Annotated in this window: 14 protein-coding genes; 2 read left to right on the top strand and 12 right to left on the bottom strand. The window is 60.0% G+C overall.

What is annotated here, in order from left to right:
* Positions 1 to 758 precede the first annotated feature (758 nt).
* The 8 genes from LJU29_RS06820 to LJU29_RS06785 form a co-directional block, all read right to left on the bottom strand.
* The gene (locus LJU29_RS06820) at positions 759 to 1,955 is read right to left on the bottom strand and encodes an ABC transporter substrate-binding protein (protein WP_057422592.1); all 1,197 of its coding nucleotides are present in this window, start codon (positions 1,953 to 1,955) and stop codon (positions 759 to 761) included.
* Positions 1,952 to 2,959 (bottom strand): CobW family GTP-binding protein, encoded by a 1,008-nt coding sequence (locus LJU29_RS06815; RefSeq protein WP_257111893.1) that lies wholly within the window; start codon positions 2,957 to 2,959, stop codon positions 1,952 to 1,954. Before LJU29_RS06815 ends, LJU29_RS06820 begins: the two co-directional genes overlap by 4 nt.
* A complete protein-coding gene (locus tag LJU29_RS06810; protein ID WP_003431302.1) occupies positions 2,956 to 3,255 on the bottom strand; it encodes a hypothetical protein in 300 nt (99 codons plus the stop codon). Before LJU29_RS06810 ends, LJU29_RS06815 begins: the two co-directional genes overlap by 4 nt.
* 22 nt (positions 3,256 to 3,277) lie before the next feature.
* Positions 3,278 to 4,027, bottom strand: coding sequence for an SDR family NAD(P)-dependent oxidoreductase (locus tag LJU29_RS06805; RefSeq protein ID WP_005755416.1), 750 nt, complete (start codon positions 4,025 to 4,027; stop codon positions 3,278 to 3,280).
* Between the two features lie 31 nt (positions 4,028 to 4,058).
* A complete protein-coding gene (locus tag LJU29_RS06800) occupies positions 4,059 to 4,820 on the bottom strand; it encodes an SDR family NAD(P)-dependent oxidoreductase (RefSeq protein ID WP_005755414.1) in 762 nt (253 codons plus the stop codon).
* Between the two features lie 10 nt (positions 4,821 to 4,830).
* Positions 4,831 to 6,171, bottom strand: a complete 1,341-nt coding sequence (locus LJU29_RS06795; protein ID WP_057422588.1) for an MFS transporter — start codon at positions 6,169 to 6,171, stop codon at positions 4,831 to 4,833.
* Positions 6,172 to 6,198: 27 nt separating this feature from the next.
* On the bottom strand, positions 6,199 to 7,080 hold the full coding sequence (locus LJU29_RS06790; protein ID WP_002554892.1) for a polysaccharide deacetylase family protein: 882 nt from the start codon (positions 7,078 to 7,080) through the stop codon (positions 6,199 to 6,201).
* A gap of 76 nt (positions 7,081 to 7,156) precedes the next feature.
* Positions 7,157 to 8,530, bottom strand: coding sequence for an amidase (locus tag LJU29_RS06785; protein ID WP_122322937.1), 1,374 nt, complete (start codon positions 8,528 to 8,530; stop codon positions 7,157 to 7,159).
* A 347-nt stretch (positions 8,531 to 8,877) separates the two neighbouring features.
* Here LJU29_RS06785 and LJU29_RS06780 point away from each other — a divergent pair, with 347 nt between their 5' ends.
* Positions 8,878 to 9,870: a GntR family transcriptional regulator gene (locus tag LJU29_RS06780; RefSeq protein ID WP_371217845.1), complete on the top strand. Its 993-nt coding sequence runs from the start codon at positions 8,878 to 8,880 to the stop codon at positions 9,868 to 9,870.
* Between the two features lie 283 nt (positions 9,871 to 10,153).
* On the opposite strand, the gene LJU29_RS06775 is transcribed toward LJU29_RS06780, so the two are convergent.
* Genes LJU29_RS06775 through LJU29_RS06760 form a run of 4 tightly spaced genes read right to left on the bottom strand, consistent with a single transcriptional unit; the run spans position 10,154 to position 14,486 of the window.
* Positions 10,154 to 10,582 carry a group I truncated hemoglobin gene (locus LJU29_RS06775; RefSeq protein ID WP_004658235.1) on the bottom strand — a complete coding sequence of 143 codons (429 nt, stop codon included), beginning with the start codon at positions 10,580 to 10,582 and terminating at the stop codon, positions 10,154 to 10,156.
* Positions 10,582 to 11,457, bottom strand: coding sequence for a DUF3034 family protein (locus LJU29_RS06770; RefSeq protein WP_257111892.1), 876 nt, complete (start codon positions 11,455 to 11,457; stop codon positions 10,582 to 10,584). Before LJU29_RS06770 ends, LJU29_RS06775 begins: the two co-directional genes overlap by 1 nt.
* A gap of 3 nt (positions 11,458 to 11,460) precedes the next feature.
* Positions 11,461 to 13,815, bottom strand: a complete 2,355-nt coding sequence (locus LJU29_RS06765; RefSeq protein ID WP_005779241.1) for a bifunctional diguanylate cyclase/phosphodiesterase — start codon at positions 13,813 to 13,815, stop codon at positions 11,461 to 11,463.
* Complete coding sequence (locus LJU29_RS06760) at positions 13,812 to 14,486, bottom strand: methylamine utilization protein (RefSeq protein ID WP_016980724.1); 675 nt, start codon at positions 14,484 to 14,486, stop codon at positions 13,812 to 13,814. Before LJU29_RS06760 ends, LJU29_RS06765 begins: the two co-directional genes overlap by 4 nt.
* 182 nt (positions 14,487 to 14,668) lie before the next feature.
* Here LJU29_RS06760 and lon point away from each other — a divergent pair, with 182 nt between their 5' ends.
* The gene (gene lon, locus LJU29_RS06755) at positions 14,669 to 17,086 is read left to right on the top strand and encodes an endopeptidase La (protein ID WP_257111891.1); all 2,418 of its coding nucleotides are present in this window, start codon (positions 14,669 to 14,671) and stop codon (positions 17,084 to 17,086) included.
* Positions 17,087 to 17,267 lie beyond the last annotated feature (181 nt).

Here is a 17,267-nt window from a genome sequence, read left to right as displayed (position 1 = left end):
CTGTAGATCTATGACGCGGAGCGTCACGAAGTGCATGCCAACGCGGAGCATTGGCACGATAGTGTTCTCGCGGAAGTGCCCTGCCGGAAGAGCCTTTCCAGACGATTATCGTTCCGCACGCTCCAGCGTGGGAATGCCGTTCTGGACGCTCTGCGTCCTCTCTTGAATGTGCGCCGCGGCGTAGACCTGTGACGCGGAGCGTCACGAAATGTATGCCAACGCGGAGCATTGGCACGATGGTGCTCTGACGATTATCGTTCCGCACGCTCCAGCGTGGGAATGCCGTTCTGGGCGCTCTGCGTCCTCTCTTGAATGTGCGGTGCGGCGCAGACCTGTGAGGCGGAGCGTCACGAAATGCATGCCAACGCAGAGCATTGGCACGATGGTGCTCTGACGATTATCGTTCCGCACGCTCCAGCGTGGGAATGCCATTCTGGACGCTCTGCGTCAGCTCTTGAATGTGCGGTGCGGCGCAGACCTGTGACGCGGAGCGTCACGAACTGCATGCCAACGCGGAGCATTGGCACGATGGTGCTCTGACGATTATCGTTCCGCACGCTCCAGCGTGGGAATGCCGCTCTGGACGCTCTGCGTCAGCTCTTGAATATGTGGTGTGGCGTAGACCTGTGACGCGGAGCGTCACGAAGTGCATGCCAACGCGGAGCATTGGCACGATGGTGCTCTGACGATTATCGTTCCGCACGCTCCAGCGTGGGAACGCCGTTCTGGACGCACTGCGTCCGCTTTTGAATGCGTGCCTAACGCGCTTTGGCGCTGCTTTTGCCACTGGCGCGCAGGATATCGTTCCAGCGGCGGACCAGGTAGTTGTGTTCGTTCATGACCGAGTTCCACACCGCAATGTGGCCCATGCGTTCCTCGTAGGAACCGCCGTCGCGGATCTCTCCGGCGTCGATCAGTGGCAGGCCGTCGCTGCCGAGCAGTTGCTCGCGGGCGGGCAGACCGGCGTACCAGTAATCCCATTCTGCGGCACTCAGATGATCACGACTGCGCGCCGGATTACCGATGTAATACCCCTGCCGCGCCATCACTGCGCCCGGCCAGCCGGACAGCCACCAGTTCAAGTAGGCGTAGGCTGCATCCAGCACCGGGCCTTTGGCGTGGCGCGATAAAGACAGCCCGCCGAACCAGCCGCGATAACCCTCTTTGGGCACTGCCACGCGGTACTTAACACCCGCGCGGTGCAACCTGACCAGGGTCGGTGACCAGAGGCTCTGAATGTCGATGGTCGGGCTGAGCATCAGTTCGGCGGCTTCTTCGTCGTCTGACCAGAACGCGCCAAAATGCCCTTGCTGCTGTTTACGCACCAGCACGTCGGCCAACACGTCGATTTCTTCGATGCTCATGTTGCCGATGTCCTTGAACGCAGCCAGCCCAGCGCCCTGCACAGCCAATGCGGCATCCAGTGCGCCGATAGCAGCGTCGCTCTGCAAGGCGATGCGCCCACCCCACACAGGGTCGAGCAACCAGCCCCAACTTTCCTCAGCAGGACTCAGCCCATCCGGCAAACGCTCGGGGCGATAGGCAAAACTGTCGGCGTTGTGAGTCAGCGGCAACATACTGATGCGCTCAGTCACCGCACTGCCCAGGCTGCCATCGTGCTGCACGAACAGACGTTCGCTGGGCACACTGCCGCTGCCCGGTTGATCGGTGGGTCTTAGTCGCCCCTGTTTGGGCAGGTCGTTGATTTCGTGCCAAAGCGCGATGCGCCGCGTGTCGATGGGTTGAATGGCCCGCGCAGGCCAGACGAAATCAACGTTATGAAACCACTGATCGTAAAGGTCGTAGCTGTCGGGCTGCATGACCGCGATGCGTTGCGCAGTCTGCACGTCATGGATCTGATAGATCAGCTTGATGCCCAGTTCCTGCTCGGCCCGCTCACGCAAGGACTCCAGCAAGGTCACGGACGTACCCAGCACACGCAAGGTAATGGTCATGCCGCAGACTCGCTGAGTGATGGCGCGAAGCTGCTGGAAAACACTTCGAATGAACGACGCAGCAACTCGGGATCAAGACCGCGCAGGATGAACACCAGCCGGGAAGTACGATCCTCTCCTGGCCAGGCTGCAAGATGCACCGGCGCATGCAGGCAATGCTGCACACCATGAATCACGATGGGAGCCTGGTTGTCGTTCACGTTGAGCAGTCCTTTGACACGGAGGATTCGTTCACCGTGGCATCTTAACAGCATCGACAGCCACACCCCGAAACCGACCCAGTCCAGAGGCCGCTCGAACGTCAGGCAACAGAACTGCGCATCACCATGCCGCGCGGAAGTCGACAGCACCCGATGCAGTTGCCAACGCGTCACTTCAGCGGCCGGTTCGTCGCTGCGCATGCCCTCGCCCAGCAACAGTTGATCGCCACTGTGGATCTGCGCCGTATCCCGCAGCGGTGCAGAGAAATTCAGCGCTTGCAGGTGCTGACGAAGCGCGTCCAGTGCGGGCTGATCGACCAGATCGGTCTTGCTCAATAACAGCCGGTCCGCCGCCGCGATCTGAGCCAGCCACTCCGGATGCAGACGCTCTTGCAGTGTTGCGTGGCAGGCGTCCACCAACGTGACGATCAGGCCGATATGAAAACGCCCGCGCAGTTGCGGGTCATTGCTCAGCGTGGTGAGAATCGGTGCGGGATCCGCAAGGCCGGTGGTCTCTAGGATCACCCGGCGAAACGCTGGAATCTCGCCACGATTACGTCGCTCCAGAAGGCCGAGCAACGCATCTTTCAGCTCCCCCCTGACGGTGCAGCAGACACAACCGCTGAGCAGCAGAACGGTATCCGGAGCAACCTCTTCAACCAGCAGATGATCGATACCGACATCGCCGAATTCGTTGATCAACAGCGCAGTTTCGCCCATGTCTTCATCGGCCAGCAGGCGTTTGAGCAACGTGGTCTTGCCGCTGCCGAGAAAGCCGGTAATCACATTGAGAGCAATGCTCATGATGACCTCTGCAGATGGTCGAGCAAACGGGAATCCAGCGGGTCGAGCGGGCGACCAATCAGTAACTCGGCTTTCTGCCAGAGCTGCTCCAGGCCGGTCGCCAGTTCCTGCTTGCCGGTGGCCCCCAGCAGAAGGTAGGAAACGCCCTGAAAGTCCTCGACCTTAAGGCGAAAAGGAGCCACCACCTTGTTGATCGCGGCAATACGCCGCAAACGCTCACGCCGCCGGGGCAGTTCGGCAGCCAGTGGGTCGCTCCAGTGCACATCTTCGCCCAACAGCCCGCACAATCCACACATCAGGTGTTCTCCAGCAGTTTGCTCATGGCATGACGTCGCCGGAATTGGGGCCTAGCGTCTGGCCGACGAACAGGTTGCCACCCGGCTCGCTGGCCAAGAGCACCGCCACCGGCGCAACTTCCTCGGCCAGACCGAAACGCCCCAGCGGCAACTCGGCAGCCTTGGCGGTTTTCCACGCGCTGCTGATCCCGGCGACCAGCGGTGTTTCGATAGGGCCGGGAGCGATGGCATTGACCAGCACGTTGTCCTTGGCGACTTCCAGCGCAAGGGATTTGCTGAAACCGATCACCCCGGCCTTGGCAGCAGCGTAATGGGTCAACTCGGCACCGCCTTTGATGCCCAGTTGCGAGGCAACATTGATGATGCGTCCCCAACGCTGGGCAATCATGTGCGGCAAGGCGCGCTGGCTGGCCACAAATACGCTGGTCAGGTCGACGCGCAGCATGTCGTTCCACATCTCGATGCTCAGGTCGACGCAACGTGCCTGGGTCAGCATGCCGGCGTTATTGACCAGAATGTCGATGCCGCCAAAATGCTCGACACAGGCATCGACACTGGCCTGCGCCCCCTCGACGCTGCCGACGTCGGCCACGCATTCCTGCACCTGCGCGCCGAGCTGACGGCAGTTTTCGGCAACCTTGGCCAGAGTGACCGAATCACGATCGCCCAGCACCAGATGCGCACCTTCACTCGCGTAGGCAAGCGCGATGGCAGCACCAATGCCGCTGCCTGCACCGGTGATCACCGCACGTTTTTGTTTGAGCTGTTGCATGGGTCGGGTTCCTTGATTGAATTTGCGCGATCTACCCCGGCCAGCGCACGGTCAGGCCGCCGTCGATCACGATGCTTTGCCCGGTCAGGTAACTGGCTTCGTCGCTGCACAGAAAACGTACCAGCGCAGCGACTTCGTCCGCTCGGCCTACTCTACCCAGCGGAATGGCCTTGGCCGCCTGCGCCAGACCCTCAGGGCCCAGCGAGTTCTTGCTGTCCAGCGACTGTGGCGTTTCGATCAAACCGGGAATCACCGCATTGCAGCGAATGCCCTTGGGCGCCAGTTCCACTGCCAGCGAGCGACACAGCCCTGGCACACCCGCCTTGGCGGCGGCGTAATGGGAATGGTCCTGCCAGCCGTAGACACCACCGGCAATCGATGAGATCGCCACCAGCGAACCGCCCTCGCCCATATGCCGGGCGGCGGCGCGGAAAGTACGCATCACCCCGGTCAGGTCCACGTCGAGCATTTCGTCCCAGCGTTCGTCGGTCATTTCCAGCAAGGGCGCACGACGCAACAGTCCGGCATTGGCCACTGCGTAGTCGATTCGGCCATAGGCCTTGATCGCAGCCGCAGCCAGATCGTCGACCGACTCGGTGCTGGTCACATCCAGCGGCAGCATCAGGCATTCGCCACCCGCCGCCTCCACCAGCCTGCGGGTTTCATTCGGATCATGCGGGTCAGCCGGATAGAATCCGCCTGCCACCGCCACACCGTGCCGGGCAAAAGCCACTGCCAGCGCCTGGCCGATGCCGCTGGCGGCACCGGTTATCACTGCAACTTTACGCGTCATGTGCTGCTCCTCATTTCACCGTTTCAGGTCGCACGTGTTTAGCGGCGAACATCAGTGCACCCGACAGGAAGCAAGGCACTGCGCCGAAGTACAACGCCGAGGTCTGCCAGTCGCCGCCTGCGCTCAGTACCGATGTGGCGCCGAAGCCTGCGACCACAGCACCGAGCGGGCCCATGGCATGGATGATTGCGCCACCCGTGGCACGAATGCTGGTCGGGAAGCTTTCGCTGATGAAGAACAAGGCCGCCGAGTACGGGCCGATCAGGAAGAACAGCCCCAGGCTGTACAAGCCGACCACCGTCACCATGTTGCTTGGCCCGTAAAGCATGCCGGCAAACGCCAGGCCGCCGAGCATCCAGCCAAGGCCGATGACATTGCGGCGACCGATCCGGTCACCCATCCAGCCGTGACACAGGTAGCCGCAATAGCCCACCAGGTTGGACAGCACCAGAATGATCAGCGAGTTCTCGAACGAGATGTGGTGGACGCTGCCGATCACCGTCGTACCCAGCACACTGAATACCTGAATCGCCGCCCAGTTGAGCAGGATCGCAGCACCGATCACCAGCGTGGCGCGGCACGAAGAACCGCGGAAGGCAGCACCGATCCCCGCTTTGCTGTGCTCGTCGTAATCGACCCCGTAGGTTTGCGCCACAGCCTGTGCCTGGCTCACGTCGCCCTTCTTGCGCAACTGAGTAATACGTTGATGGATCTGGAACTGCGGGCTCTCTTTGAGCTTGCGCGCCAGGATCGCGATGACGATGGCCGGTATGGCCGCGAACACGAAGCAACCCTGCCAGCCAATGATCGGCAGCAGCACAGCGGTCAGCCCTGCTGCGATCAAAGCGCCGACCGGCCAGCCGCCCTGCACCAGGCTGTAGATGAAGCCACGGCGCTTGGCCAGACGCGGGTCGTCGGATGCCGCGTAGATTTCGCTCAGGTAGGTCGCGTTGACCGTTTCTTCGGCATAACCCAGACCGCCCAGCGAACGAATGAGGATCAGGGGCGACTTGCCCCATGCTCCGCCGATGGCCGTGAGCGCCGAGCAGATCGCCGAGCCACTCACGGTGAAAATGATACCCACGCGCCGTCCCAGGCGATCTACCAGCGGGCCGATGGCCAGAGCCACCACCGCGGTGCCGACCGCGACCCAGGTCGCGATTTCGGCCTGTTCGACCTCACTCCAGCTGAAATGCCGACCGATTTCCGGTAACAGCGTGCCAAACAGAATGAAGTCATATACCGCAAACACCCACGCGAAAAACGCAATCCATGTGGCGAACCGTACTTGCTCCGGAGTCAGTTGCTCAGGTTTCCAGCCGGTCAGGTCGAGCTTATTGTAAATGGACATGAGTGACGCCTCGGACAGGGCAATGAATCAGCGGGTACGGGGATTGCGACGCACGAAATCGTCGGCAATCTCGTCGAAAGTGACGAACTTGACGCCAGCATGGCTCTGAATGTGCTCGATCAAGCGCTCCAGCATCAGCAGCACTTGCGGGCGACCAGACACGTCCGGGTGAATGGTCATGGTGAATACAGCGTGTTCGTGTTCGCGATAGACCCAGTCGAACTGGTCGCGCCACATCTCTTCCAGATGTCGAGGGTTGACGAAACCGTGGCTGTTCGGTGCCTTCTTGATGAACATCATTGGCGGCAGATCGTCCAGGTACCAGTTGGCAGGAATTTCCACCAGATCGGTTTCTTCGCCACGTACCAGCGGCTTCATCCAGGTATCCGGATGCTGGCTGTAATCGATTTTGGTCCATTTGTCGCCCACCCGAACGTAGTAAGGGTGGAAGTCGTTGTGCATCAGGCTGTGGTCGTACTTGATGCCTTTCTTGAGCAGCAGCTCGTTGGTGACGTTGCTGAACTCCCACCATGGCGCGACATAGCCGGTCGGGCGTTTGCCGGTCATTTGCGTGATCAGGTCGATGGACTTGTCGAGGACGATCTCTTCCTGCTCCGGGGTCATGGCAATCGGGTTTTCATGGCTGTAACCATGCACACCGATTTCATGCCCGGCATCCGCCACGGCTTTCATCTGCTCGGGGAAGGTCTCCATGGAGTGCCCCGGAATGAACCAGGTGGTGCGCAGACCGTAACGCTCGAACAGCTTGAGCAGACGCGGAGCGCCGACTTCACCGGCGAACAGGCCGCGGGAAATGTCGTCCGGCGAATCCTCGCCGCCATAGGAGCCCAGCCAGCCAGCAACGGCATCCACATCCACACCAAACGCACACAGAATTTCTTTGGCCATCGTTGTTCTCCCACGGGTTAATCAGATCGGCTTCGCGCTGTACGGCACGCGGGCCGGTTTGCACTGCAAAACGTATTCAAGGGGCTGCGATCAATGACTCCACGGTCAGCGCCGCACGCAGCAGCCGTGCGTCTTCGCCTGCCGGTGCGCTGAGCAACAGCCCGGTGGGCAAGCCCGAGGCATCGCGGCCGCTGGGCAGTGACACGCCGGGCATGTTCAGCAGGCTGCCGGGCATGGTCAGGCGCAGCGTGGCGAGGTTGGTTTGAATGAACAGCTCTTCGTCGTTCAACAGGGGCGCGAGCGGCGGCGCCACATGAGCAACAGTTGGAGTAATCAGCAGCGCGCCATCGAGTTCGAGGGTCAATTGCTCCTGCAAACGTTCGCGGGCGGCGTACAGATTGACCAGCAGGCTGGCGGGCATATGCCGTGCGGCCTCCAGGCGCTTGCGCACTCTGGGGTCGAGCTGGCTGGCGGCGTCGCTGTCGAGCAACGCCTGATGCAGCGCGAACGCCTCGGCGGCACCAAGCCAGCCGTGTTGCTGGGTTAACAGCAACGTGGCCTGAAATGCCTGGCAAGGCTTGACCTCGATCAGCGCACCGCTTGCACGCAAGGCTTCAACAGCACGCAACAGGTTGTCGCGGACGGCCGGCGTGACTCGTTCGTCTTCCAGCACCGCCTGATCGAGCAGGAAACGTTGACCGGCCAGGCTGCGTGGTATCAACGATGAAGGTTTGCTGCGCGCACAGAGCAGATCGTCGATCACTAGAGCGTCGCGCACACTGCGGGTCAGTGGCCCGACGCTGTCCAGCGTCAGCGCCAGCGGGAAAACGCCGTCGCGGCTATAGCGGCGGCTGGTGCTGCGAAACCCCACCAGACCGTTGAGCGCTGCCGGCACACGAATAGAACCGGCGGTATCGGTACCCATGGCGATCGGTACGGTTCTGTTGGCGACGGCGACTGCCGAACCCGAAGACGAACCGCCAGGAATACGTGGCGAGCCGTCGCTGTTGGGGTTGATCGGCGTACCGAAATGCGGGTTCAGGCCCAGCCCTGAATAAGCGAATTCACTGAGATTGGTCTTGCCCAGGCTGACCATCCCGGACCGTGCCAGCAGCCCGACACTCGGCGCATCCAGCAGCGCGGGCGACAGGTTGTTGCGCACCGCAGCACCGGCGGTTGTGACGCTGCCTGCCACGTCGAAAAGATCCTTCCAGGCGATGGGCACGCCGTCGAAGGGGCTCAATGGCTGCCCTTGCTGCCAGCGGGCCGCAGACGCTTCGGCTTCCCTGCGTGCCCGTTCGATACTCATGGAAATGAACACATGATCGGCGCGTGCCGCCTGTTGCAGCGCCTTGTCCAGAGCCTGCACAGGGTCACTGCGCCCTTGAGCAAAATCCTCGGCCAGTGCGCAGGCATCACCGGTAACGCTGTGACTCCCGGTATCGGTCATGGACATCACACCCTCAAAAATGTACTTATTAATAAAATGTACATTTAACAAAGGCGGGTTCCATGCCAATCTGCATGTCGCGACGCCCTGACCCGATCAAGCTGACGGCCCTTTCGCGCTGGAAACGCCGTACTAGAAACCTTTTTGCAAAGGCATCAATCAGTTGCGATAAGGCGTCGTGGACGAACAGGATCGTCATAAAGAAATAATGTATCTTTTACAAAAGATACATTTTAGTGCAAAAAAGTAACGGTGGCCCCATGAGCGAGCATCAGGACGTGGCCCAGGGTGACAACGGCGCATCTGTGCGAGAATTGCCCGTCAACCGCCAGAAGTGTATGAAACCGATGTCAGAAGAGGACACGCGCACCGCGTCGCGTTACGCCACGATCCGTGAGGTGTTGCGTAACGCAATCGTCTCGGGTGCGGCTGCCAATGGACTGGTGCTGCTTGAAGCACCGTTGGCAGAACTGTTCGGCACCAGCCGGGTGCCGGTGCGCAAGGCGCTCAACCTGCTGCATGAAGAAGGCTTGATCAGCCGTTTCGATGGCCGGGGTTATCTGGTCAATCCTGACGCCGGGGAAGTCGAGCCGTTGCGGTTGAGCCTGAGCCACAAGCAGTTCGGGCTGGACAGCAGCGAAGAGCTGGTCGACACCCGCCCACTCGGCGAACGTATTCATGACGAGATCGGCGCGGCGCTGTCGGCCTGTATCGCCTTTGGTCATTATCGGCTGGATGAACAAAGCGCCGCGCAGCACTACGGCGTCAGCCGCGCGGTGGTTCGCGAGGCGCTGATGCGTTTGCGTGATCGCGGCCTGGTGGAAAAAGAGCCTTACTCACAGTGGCTGGCAGGGCCGCTGACGGCCCGGGAGATCACCGAAGACTACGAACTGCGCGCCTGCCTTGAGCCCGAAGCCCTGCGCCAGACCGCGCCGCAGCTGAGTCGCGAAACTCTGGAGGCCATGCTGGCCAGAGTCATTCAGGCGCAAAATGCCGAACAGTGCAGCCTGGAGGAAATAGAGCGCCTTGAGGACGACCTGCATCAGCAGTGTCTGGGCGGCCTGCAAAACCGCAAGATCGCTACTCTGATCAGTCAGGCGCAGAGCCCGATGATCATCAACCGGATTTTCTACCGGTTGCTGGAAATTGGCGCGGATGAAGCGATGCTGGCCGAGCACCGGCTGATCATTGAGTTGCTGCTGCACGGTGCTTTCGACGCCGCGGCCTTGAACCTCAAGGAGCACCTGCAACGCGCTCGGCAGCGCATGCTCCAGCGCCTGAAAGTGCTGTCGGTACTGCCGGAGCAGGAAGTGCCGGGGTACCTGACGCGGTTGAGTTGAGGCGAGGCTGGAAGTTTCATTACACACGCTCCAGTGGGAACTCTGTTCTGGATGCTCTGCGTCCAATCCTGAGCGCGCGGCGCGACGGCGATTTGTGACGCTGAGCGTCACCAACGGCATGCCAACGCGGAGCATTGGCACGATAGTGTTCTCGCGTAAGTGCTCTCCCTGAAGATTATCGTTCCGCACGCTCCAGCGTGGGAATGCCGTTCTGGACGCTCTGCGTCCGATCCTGGACGCGGAGCATTGACACGATAGTCAGACTGCACTTAAAGGCTACGAATTACTTACCGACCACGTCGCCACGCATTGGCGCCAACCGGGCGATCAAACGGTTCTGGACCGGAACCGGGACGTTCTCGGTGTCCATCGCTGCGATCAGGTTTTCAACCAGCGCGTTGAAATCGCTGGGGGTAAGGTTCTGACCCTTGTGCGACTCGGCCATGCTGTCACCGGTGTAACGGCACGGGCCGCCCGCTTCGACACAGAGTTGCTCGACCAGTTTGTCGCGCAGACGCACGATGTCGACTTTCTTGAAGCGCTCGACAATCCGGTCATCCCTGGCCACGTTCATGAGCATGCCTTCGACGATGCGCTGGATGCCGGCACGCTGGCCAAGGTCTCGATAAAGACTGTCATCCTTGGGGGGCTGTTGCTGTTGGGCGCAACCGGCCAGTACCGTCAGCATCAGACAGATCAGCAAGCGTCTCATCAGAAACTCCCCTGAACAGACAGATAAGTGCCGTTCTGGTTATCCAGCGTGGCGATTTCGCCCAGACGGGCGTAGGCCAATACAACGGACAGATGCTTGTTGGGGAAATAACCGAGAAACACATCTGCCCAGTCGCTCTCGCCAGCAAACGAAAGATTATCCGGCTTTTCGCGATATTCGACGCCAAGCGCCCAGCGAGGATTGAACAGCACCGCTACCGAGCCCTCCTTGAGCAGACTGCGACTGTCACGCCGGTCCCCGCCAAACCCGAGCAGACCGGTTTCGTTGGCGCGGCTATAACGCATGCCACCGTTGACCACGACGTTGTAGCCAAACGCCGCGCCCATGAACAGCCGACTGGCCGTCAGATACCCTTCGACATCCGAATCACGCTTGGCCCCCACCAGACTCGGGATCAGGAAATCGTTCTGATGCTTGTACTGCACGCCCAGCGAAACCTGCGGCAGGCTTTCATAGATCAGGTCGCCGAACAGGCGCACTTTGACGCCGAACACGTCCTGGCTGAGGTTGTCGTCCGGCAAGCTGAGCCTGTGCTGCAGGTTGCTGATATCGAAACGTTGGTGAGCATAGGAAAACTCGACGCGGTTGCCATAGGCGACGGCGAGGCCCGCCACATCAAGGTTGTAGTCCGGCAGATTGATGTGCGTGGCGAAGGCTGTCGCCCCCCACTCACCTTGCTCGCTGTAACCGGTGATCACCGCCCATGGGGTGATACCGCCACCGGCGCTGCCCTCAATACTGGTTGCGCCACCTGTGGCGATAAGTCGGCCGTTGTCGCCCAGCGAGAGCGTCGGGGCAACCCCTGCCACACCCGCCAAAAGATAACCCAACAGTAATGATGTCTTGTAGGACATGGATTAATTCACCATAAGACTGGGTGATGCCTGATACGTAGCAATCCATGCCTCGAATGCTGACGCCGTCAGCGGCCGACTAATCAGGTAACCCTGGGCCGTATCGCAATGCCAACGCCGGAGCAGGTCCAGACTGTGTTGGTACTCGACACCCTCTGCCACCACCTTGAGTCCGAGGTTATGGCTCATTTCGATGGTCGACCGCACGATCACCGCGTCTTCGCTGGTTTCATCCAGGTTGCGCACGAAAGACTGGTCGATTTTCAACTCCTGCACTGGCAGACGCTTCAAGTGGGCCAGTGACGAGTAACCGGTGCCGAAGTCATCGACCGACAGGCTGATACCGCAGTCGCGTAGACGATGCAGAACCACCAGGGCTTTCTCCGGCTCGCTCATGACCGCGCTCTCGGTTATCTCGAATACCAGTTGTTCGGCAGGCACCGCGTATTGCTTGAGCAGTTTCATGACATAACCGGCCAGATCGTCGCCCAGCAGGTCGTCGGCGGAAATGTTGACCGATACCTGCAGCACCAGACCGCGCTGGCGCCATTCGGCCAACTGACGCATTGCCTCTTCGATAACCCAGTTGGTCAGCAGGTTGATACTGCCGGTGCGCTCGGCGAGCACAATGAATTCGGCTGGCGAAACATTGCCAAAGCGCGGGTGAGTCCAGCGCAGCAGGGCTTCCGCCTGACGAACATAGCCCTGACGGATATCCAGTTTGGGTTGGTAATGGAGCATCAGTTCGCCATTCTGCGGAGCCTTGCGCAGGTCGCGAATCAGACATATCTGACGCTGGTGAGCGAGGTCACGTCCGTCCTGGTAGATCTGCAGGCGACCGGGAATGAACGCTGCGTCCTTGCGTGCAATCGCCGCACGGTTGACCAGTTCCTGAGCCGAATCACCGTGTTCCGGATAAACCGTGATGCCTATGCAGCACTCAAGCATCAGATCATGGTTGTCGATACGTTGCGGCTCGCTGAGCAAACGCTGCACGGCGTCGGCCATGCCCACCGCGCCGTCACTGGCAGTGTTGTCCAGCAACAGCAAGAACTCGTTGGCACTCAGCCGTGCCACCGTGTCGCCAGACCGCAAATTGCCCTGCAAACGCTGCCCCAACTGGCGTAACAGTTGCTCAACGCCTTCGGCACCCGCACTTTCGTTGATCGTGGCCAGGTTCTCGATGCCTAGGTACAGCAAGGCGACCGTGCGATTTGCCGCAATCAAACTGCCAAGACGTTCCATCACCAACGCTCGATTGGGCAGGCCGGTCAGGTTGTCGTGCAGAGCGTTGTGAGCCAACTGCCCTTCGCGCACTGCGATGCCCTGTTGCATGGTGTTGATCGCGTCGGCGAGCATGCCCAATTCGTCACTGCGCACCAGGGTTACCGGCGTTTTATAGTCGCCATCGCCAATACGTTTGGCCGCAATAGCCAACTCCTGCACCGGCAGCGACACGCTGCGGGCCAGCGCCAGCGTACCCAGCAGCGACGCCAGCAATGCGATCATGGAAATCCAGAAAATCTTTTCATTCAGCGGTGCAAACGCTTGATAAGCCTTGTCCAGCGGGCTCTGCAACAGCGCGATCACTTGTCCGTCGTCGCCATTGCTGCTTTTGGCCAGCATCAGCGTTTGACTGAGAAAGTTGAGGTTCGCTTGCTCGGTCAGCAGCATCTGCCCTTCAGAGGAACTGCGCATCAGCTCGATCAGACCAGCGTACAAGGCTTTCGGCTGGGTGCTGATCAGTTCCCCGGACTGACCGTTTTCCACCGTGAGAAACGACACTTCCAGCCCACTGAGAGAACGCAGCTCTTCGGCAATGCCACTGTCGATGGTGAAGCCCATCACCACGCGGCCTATCGGCAACGGCGCAAGCACTGTACTTTCCACCAGCAAATGAGGTATTCCGCCACCCGGAATAATAAGCACTGACTGACCGGCACGCTTGGCGTTGCGCAGCGCCTGGTCATAGACAAACCTGGACCCCTCCGGCACCGCTGTCTCGGTACTGGCAACCACCACGCCATCCATGCCCAGCAGGAACATATCGCTGGCGTTGATGCGTTTGCCATGATTGAGCAGTACCGATCGAATGGTCGATGAATCGGCACTCGCTACAGCATCACGAAACCCGAAGTCGGCCGCCAACAGTTGCACGGCGTCACGCAGACGCTTGCCGCGCAGATCAATCAGCCGCTCGAACACACGGCTACCCACTTCCAGCTGCGCCTGGGCCTGAGTGCGCACCGCGTCGTCGGTCGCAACCTTGACCGCGAGAAAGACTGCGCCCACGACAATCAGCAACAGGGCAATCAGAACCCCGGCGATGCGCGCCTGAAAGCTGGCTTTAAATTTCATTCATGTGCGGCCTTGTGAAAAGCGTCGCCGAAACCGCCGGGGGCCGGCTTGCCGGGTTTATCCTCGGCTTTCACTTCGACCGCGAGGTTGAAACGCTGGGTGAGGCCCGATGCGGGTACATCGAATTCACCGCCCGATACAGGCTGCATGTCTTCAATTTGCGGATGCCAGAGCGTGGCAGCGTAGTGTCCGGCTGGCACCTGATCGAGTTTGAGCAGGCCATTGCTGTCCGTCACGCCGAACCAGGGTTCGTCCGTGACATAGATGTAGCCGACCATCCAGTCATGGATGTTGCAGCCCAGCACCACCACACCGGGTTTGTCGAACAACAGTGGATCCGAGGGAGTGCCCTCGTAAAGTCGCAACTCGAAACGCTTGGCCGGGGAAAAGGAATAAACCTGATGGCGGATGTTGTCGCTGTTGGGAAATTTGACCTGCGTGCCGGTGTGTACCGCCAGCACATGCGGTGCAAACTCCTGGTCGCGCTGGTCCATGGCAGCCTTAAGCACTGCGGGCGACGGATCAGCCGGGCCTTTGAGCGTCACTACTGCATCTGCGAGGGGCTTGCCCTGCTTGTCGAGTACCTGCGCGGTAAAGGTAGAAGCCGATGCATTCGCAGCCGATGCCATCCATAGTCCAGCCAGTAATGCCGAAATAAATACGTTGGTCATACCTGATTCAACCCATAACGGCAGCGCCGTAAATGAAATAAGCCAGCGCTGGCCAGCACGGACTGGACCAACAACTAATAAATGACAGTTTTGCAACCGCTTTACAGACTATCGACCAAGACTATTGAAACCTGAGGGCTGCTGCCCCATCTAAGAAGCATGTTCAACTTCTCAGGTGCCCCATGAGCGACCAGCAGACAGACTCGCCAGATTTGCCCGATGACGCAGACGAGCACGACGTGTCTCTGAGCTCCGACAGCACCTCGCTTGCCTTGCCCGGCCAGAACCTGCCCGACAAGGTTTACATCATCCCGATCCACAACCGTCCGTTCTTTCCGGCGCAGGTCTTGCCGGTTATCGTCAACGAAGAACCGTGGGCCGAAACGCTGGAACTGGTCAGTAAGTCCGAGCACCATTCGCTGGCGTTGTTCTTTATGGACACTCCTCAGGAAGACCCGCGCCACTTCAAGACCGATGCGCTTCCCGAGTACGGCACTCTGGTCAAGGTTCACCACGCCAGCCGCGAAAATGGCCGGTTGCAGTTTGTGGCGCAAGGCTTGAGCCGTGTGCGCATTCGTACCTGGCTCAAGCATCACCGCCCACCGTACCTGGTGGAAGTTGAATACCCGCAGCAACCCAACGATCCGACCGACGAGGTGAAGGCTTACGGCATGGCTTTGATCAACGCGATCAAAGAGCTGCTGCCGCTCAACCCGCTGTACAGCGAAGAGCTGAAGAATTACCTCAACCGCTTCAGCCCCAATGATCCTTCGCCGCTCACCGACTTCGCCGCGGCCCTTACCTCGGCCACCGGCGTCGAGCTGCAAGAGGTACTCGACTGCGTGCCGATGCTCAGGCGCATGGAGAAAGTCCTGCCGATGCTGCGCAAGGAAGTCGAGGTCGCCCGCCTGCAGAAGGAAATTTCTGCCGAGGTCAATCGCAAGATCGGCGAGCATCAGCGTCAGTTCTTCCTCAAGGAGCAGCTCAAGGTTATTCAGCAGGAGCTGGGGCTGAGCAAGGACGACCGTAGTGCCGACATCGAACAGTTCGAACAGCGACTGGAAGGCAAGACCCTGCCACCGCAGGCGCGCAAGAAGTTCGACGAAGAAATAGGCAAGCTCAAGGTGCTGGAAACCGGCTCGCCGGAATATGCCGTGACGCGTAATTATCTGGACTGGACCAGTTCGTTGCCGTGGGGTGTCTACGGCGAAGACAAACTGAACCTCAAGCACGCTCGTAAAGTGCTCGATCAACACCATGCCGGCCTGGATGACATCAAGGCGCGCATTCTCGAGTTTCTTGCAGTGGGTGCCTATAAAGGCGAGATCAGCGGCTCGATCGTCCTGCTGGTGGGCCCACCGGGTGTCGGCAAGACCAGCGTCGGGCGCTCGATCGCCGAGTCGCTGGGGCGACCATTCTATCGACTGAGCGTGGGCGGCATGCGCGACGAGGCCGAAATCAAGGGCCACCGCCGTACCTACATCGGCGCCCAGCCAGGCAAGCTGGTGCAGGCGCTGAAGGATGTAGAAGTCATGAACCCGGTCATCATGCTCGATGAAATCGACAAGATGGGCCAAAGCTACCAGGGCGACCCGGCGTCTGCGCTGCTGGAAACCCTGGACCCGGAACAGAACGTCGAATTCCTCGATCACTATCTGGACCTGCGTCTGGACCTTTCCAAAGTCCTGTTCGTGTGCACCGCCAACACTCTGGACTCAATCCCCGGCCCGCTCCTTGACCGTATGGAAGTGATTCGCCTGTCCGGCTATATCACTGAAGAGAAGCTTGCGATTGCCAAACGCCACCTGTGGCCAAAGCAATTGGAGAAAGCCGGTGTTGCCAAAAGCAAGCTGAGCATCAGCGACAGCGCCCTGCGCGCCGTCATCGAAGGCTACGCTCGCGAAGCCGGTGTGCGGCATCTGGAAAAACAGCTGGGCAAGCTGGTGCGCAAAGCGGTGGTCAAACTGCTGGATACGCCCGACTCGGTGATCAAGATCGGCCCGAAAGACCTTGAAGCGTCATTGGGCATGCCGGTGTTTCGCAGCGAACAGGTGCTGTCAGGCACCGGTGTGATCACAGGCCTGGCCTGGACCAGTATGGGCGGCGCGACGTTACCGATTGAAGCAACGCGCATTCACACCCTGAATCGCGGCTTCAAACTGACCGGGCAACTGGGCGATGTCATGAAAGAGTCGGCTGAAATTGCCTACAGCTACGTCAGCGCCAACCTGTCGAAGTTTGGCGGCGATGCGAAGTTCTTCGATGAGGCGTTTGTACACGTACACGTTCCCGAAGGTGCAACCCCGAAAGATGGCCCTAGCGCGGGCGTTACCATGGCCAGTGCCCTGCTGTCCCTGGCGCGTAACCAGCCGCCGAAAAAAGGCGTGGCCATGACCGGCGAACTGACCCTGACGGGGCACGTATTGCCTATCGGTGGGGTACGCGAGAAAGTCATTGCCGCGCGGCGTCAGAAGATTCACGAACTGATCCTTCCGGAGCCTAACCGTGGCAACTTCGAAGAACTGCCGGACTATCTCAAGGAAGGCATCACCGTTCACTTTGCCAAGCGCTTTTCAGATGTGGTGAAGGTGTTGTTTTAAAGATTGATGCGGGGGCACGTCTCACACTGACTCGCTCCCGCGCCCTTCGGGCAGAATCAAAAGCGGACGTGTGTTTAACGCTGAATGATCTGACCCACAACGGGGCTTCTGCCCGCAGGGCGTGGGAGCGGACAAGTCCGCTCCCACGCCCTTGACTATCTGATCTGATCAACTGATTCCG

It is taken from the genome of Pseudomonas ficuserectae (assembly GCF_024584585.1).
Classification (GTDB): domain Bacteria; phylum Pseudomonadota; class Gammaproteobacteria; order Pseudomonadales; family Pseudomonadaceae; genus Aquipseudomonas; species Aquipseudomonas amygdali.
This window is presented reverse-complemented; position numbering and strand designations above follow the sequence as displayed.

What these genes read in the sequence shown, in the direction of transcription:
- LJU29_RS06820 (WP_057422592.1), bottom strand. Translation starts at nt 1,955, where the DNA reads ATGACCATTACCTTGCGTGTGCTGGGTACGTCCGTGACCTTGCTGGAG.
- LJU29_RS06815 (WP_257111893.1), bottom strand. Translation starts at nt 2,959, where the DNA reads ATGAGCATTGCTCTCAATGTGATTACCGGCTTTCTCGGCAGCGGCAAG.
- LJU29_RS06810 (WP_003431302.1), bottom strand. Translation starts at nt 3,255, where the DNA reads ATGTGTGGATTGTGCGGGCTGTTGGGCGAAGATGTGCACTGGAGCGAC.
- LJU29_RS06805 (WP_005755416.1), bottom strand. Translation starts at nt 4,027, where the DNA reads ATGCAACAGCTCAAACAAAAACGTGCGGTGATCACCGGTGCAGGCAGC.
- LJU29_RS06800 (WP_005755414.1), bottom strand. Translation starts at nt 4,820, where the DNA reads ATGACGCGTAAAGTTGCAGTGATAACCGGTGCCGCCAGCGGCATCGGC.
- LJU29_RS06795 (WP_057422588.1), bottom strand. Translation starts at nt 6,171, where the DNA reads ATGTCCATTTACAATAAGCTCGACCTGACCGGCTGGAAACCTGAGCAA.
- LJU29_RS06790 (WP_002554892.1), bottom strand. Translation starts at nt 7,080, where the DNA reads ATGGCCAAAGAAATTCTGTGTGCGTTTGGTGTGGATGTGGATGCCGTT.
- LJU29_RS06785 (WP_122322937.1), bottom strand. Translation starts at nt 8,530, where the DNA reads ATGACCGATACCGGGAGTCACAGCGTTACCGGTGATGCCTGCGCACTG.
- LJU29_RS06780 (WP_371217845.1), top strand. Translation starts at nt 8,878, where the DNA reads ATGTCAGAAGAGGACACGCGCACCGCGTCGCGTTACGCCACGATCCGT.
- LJU29_RS06775 (WP_004658235.1), bottom strand. Translation starts at nt 10,582, where the DNA reads ATGAGACGCTTGCTGATCTGTCTGATGCTGACGGTACTGGCCGGTTGC.
- LJU29_RS06770 (WP_257111892.1), bottom strand. Translation starts at nt 11,457, where the DNA reads ATGTCCTACAAGACATCATTACTGTTGGGTTATCTTTTGGCGGGTGTG.
- LJU29_RS06765 (WP_005779241.1), bottom strand. Translation starts at nt 13,815, where the DNA reads ATGAAATTTAAAGCCAGCTTTCAGGCGCGCATCGCCGGGGTTCTGATT.
- LJU29_RS06760 (WP_016980724.1), bottom strand. Translation starts at nt 14,486, where the DNA reads ATGACCAACGTATTTATTTCGGCATTACTGGCTGGACTATGGATGGCA.
- lon (WP_257111891.1), top strand. Translation starts at nt 14,669, where the DNA reads ATGAGCGACCAGCAGACAGACTCGCCAGATTTGCCCGATGACGCAGAC.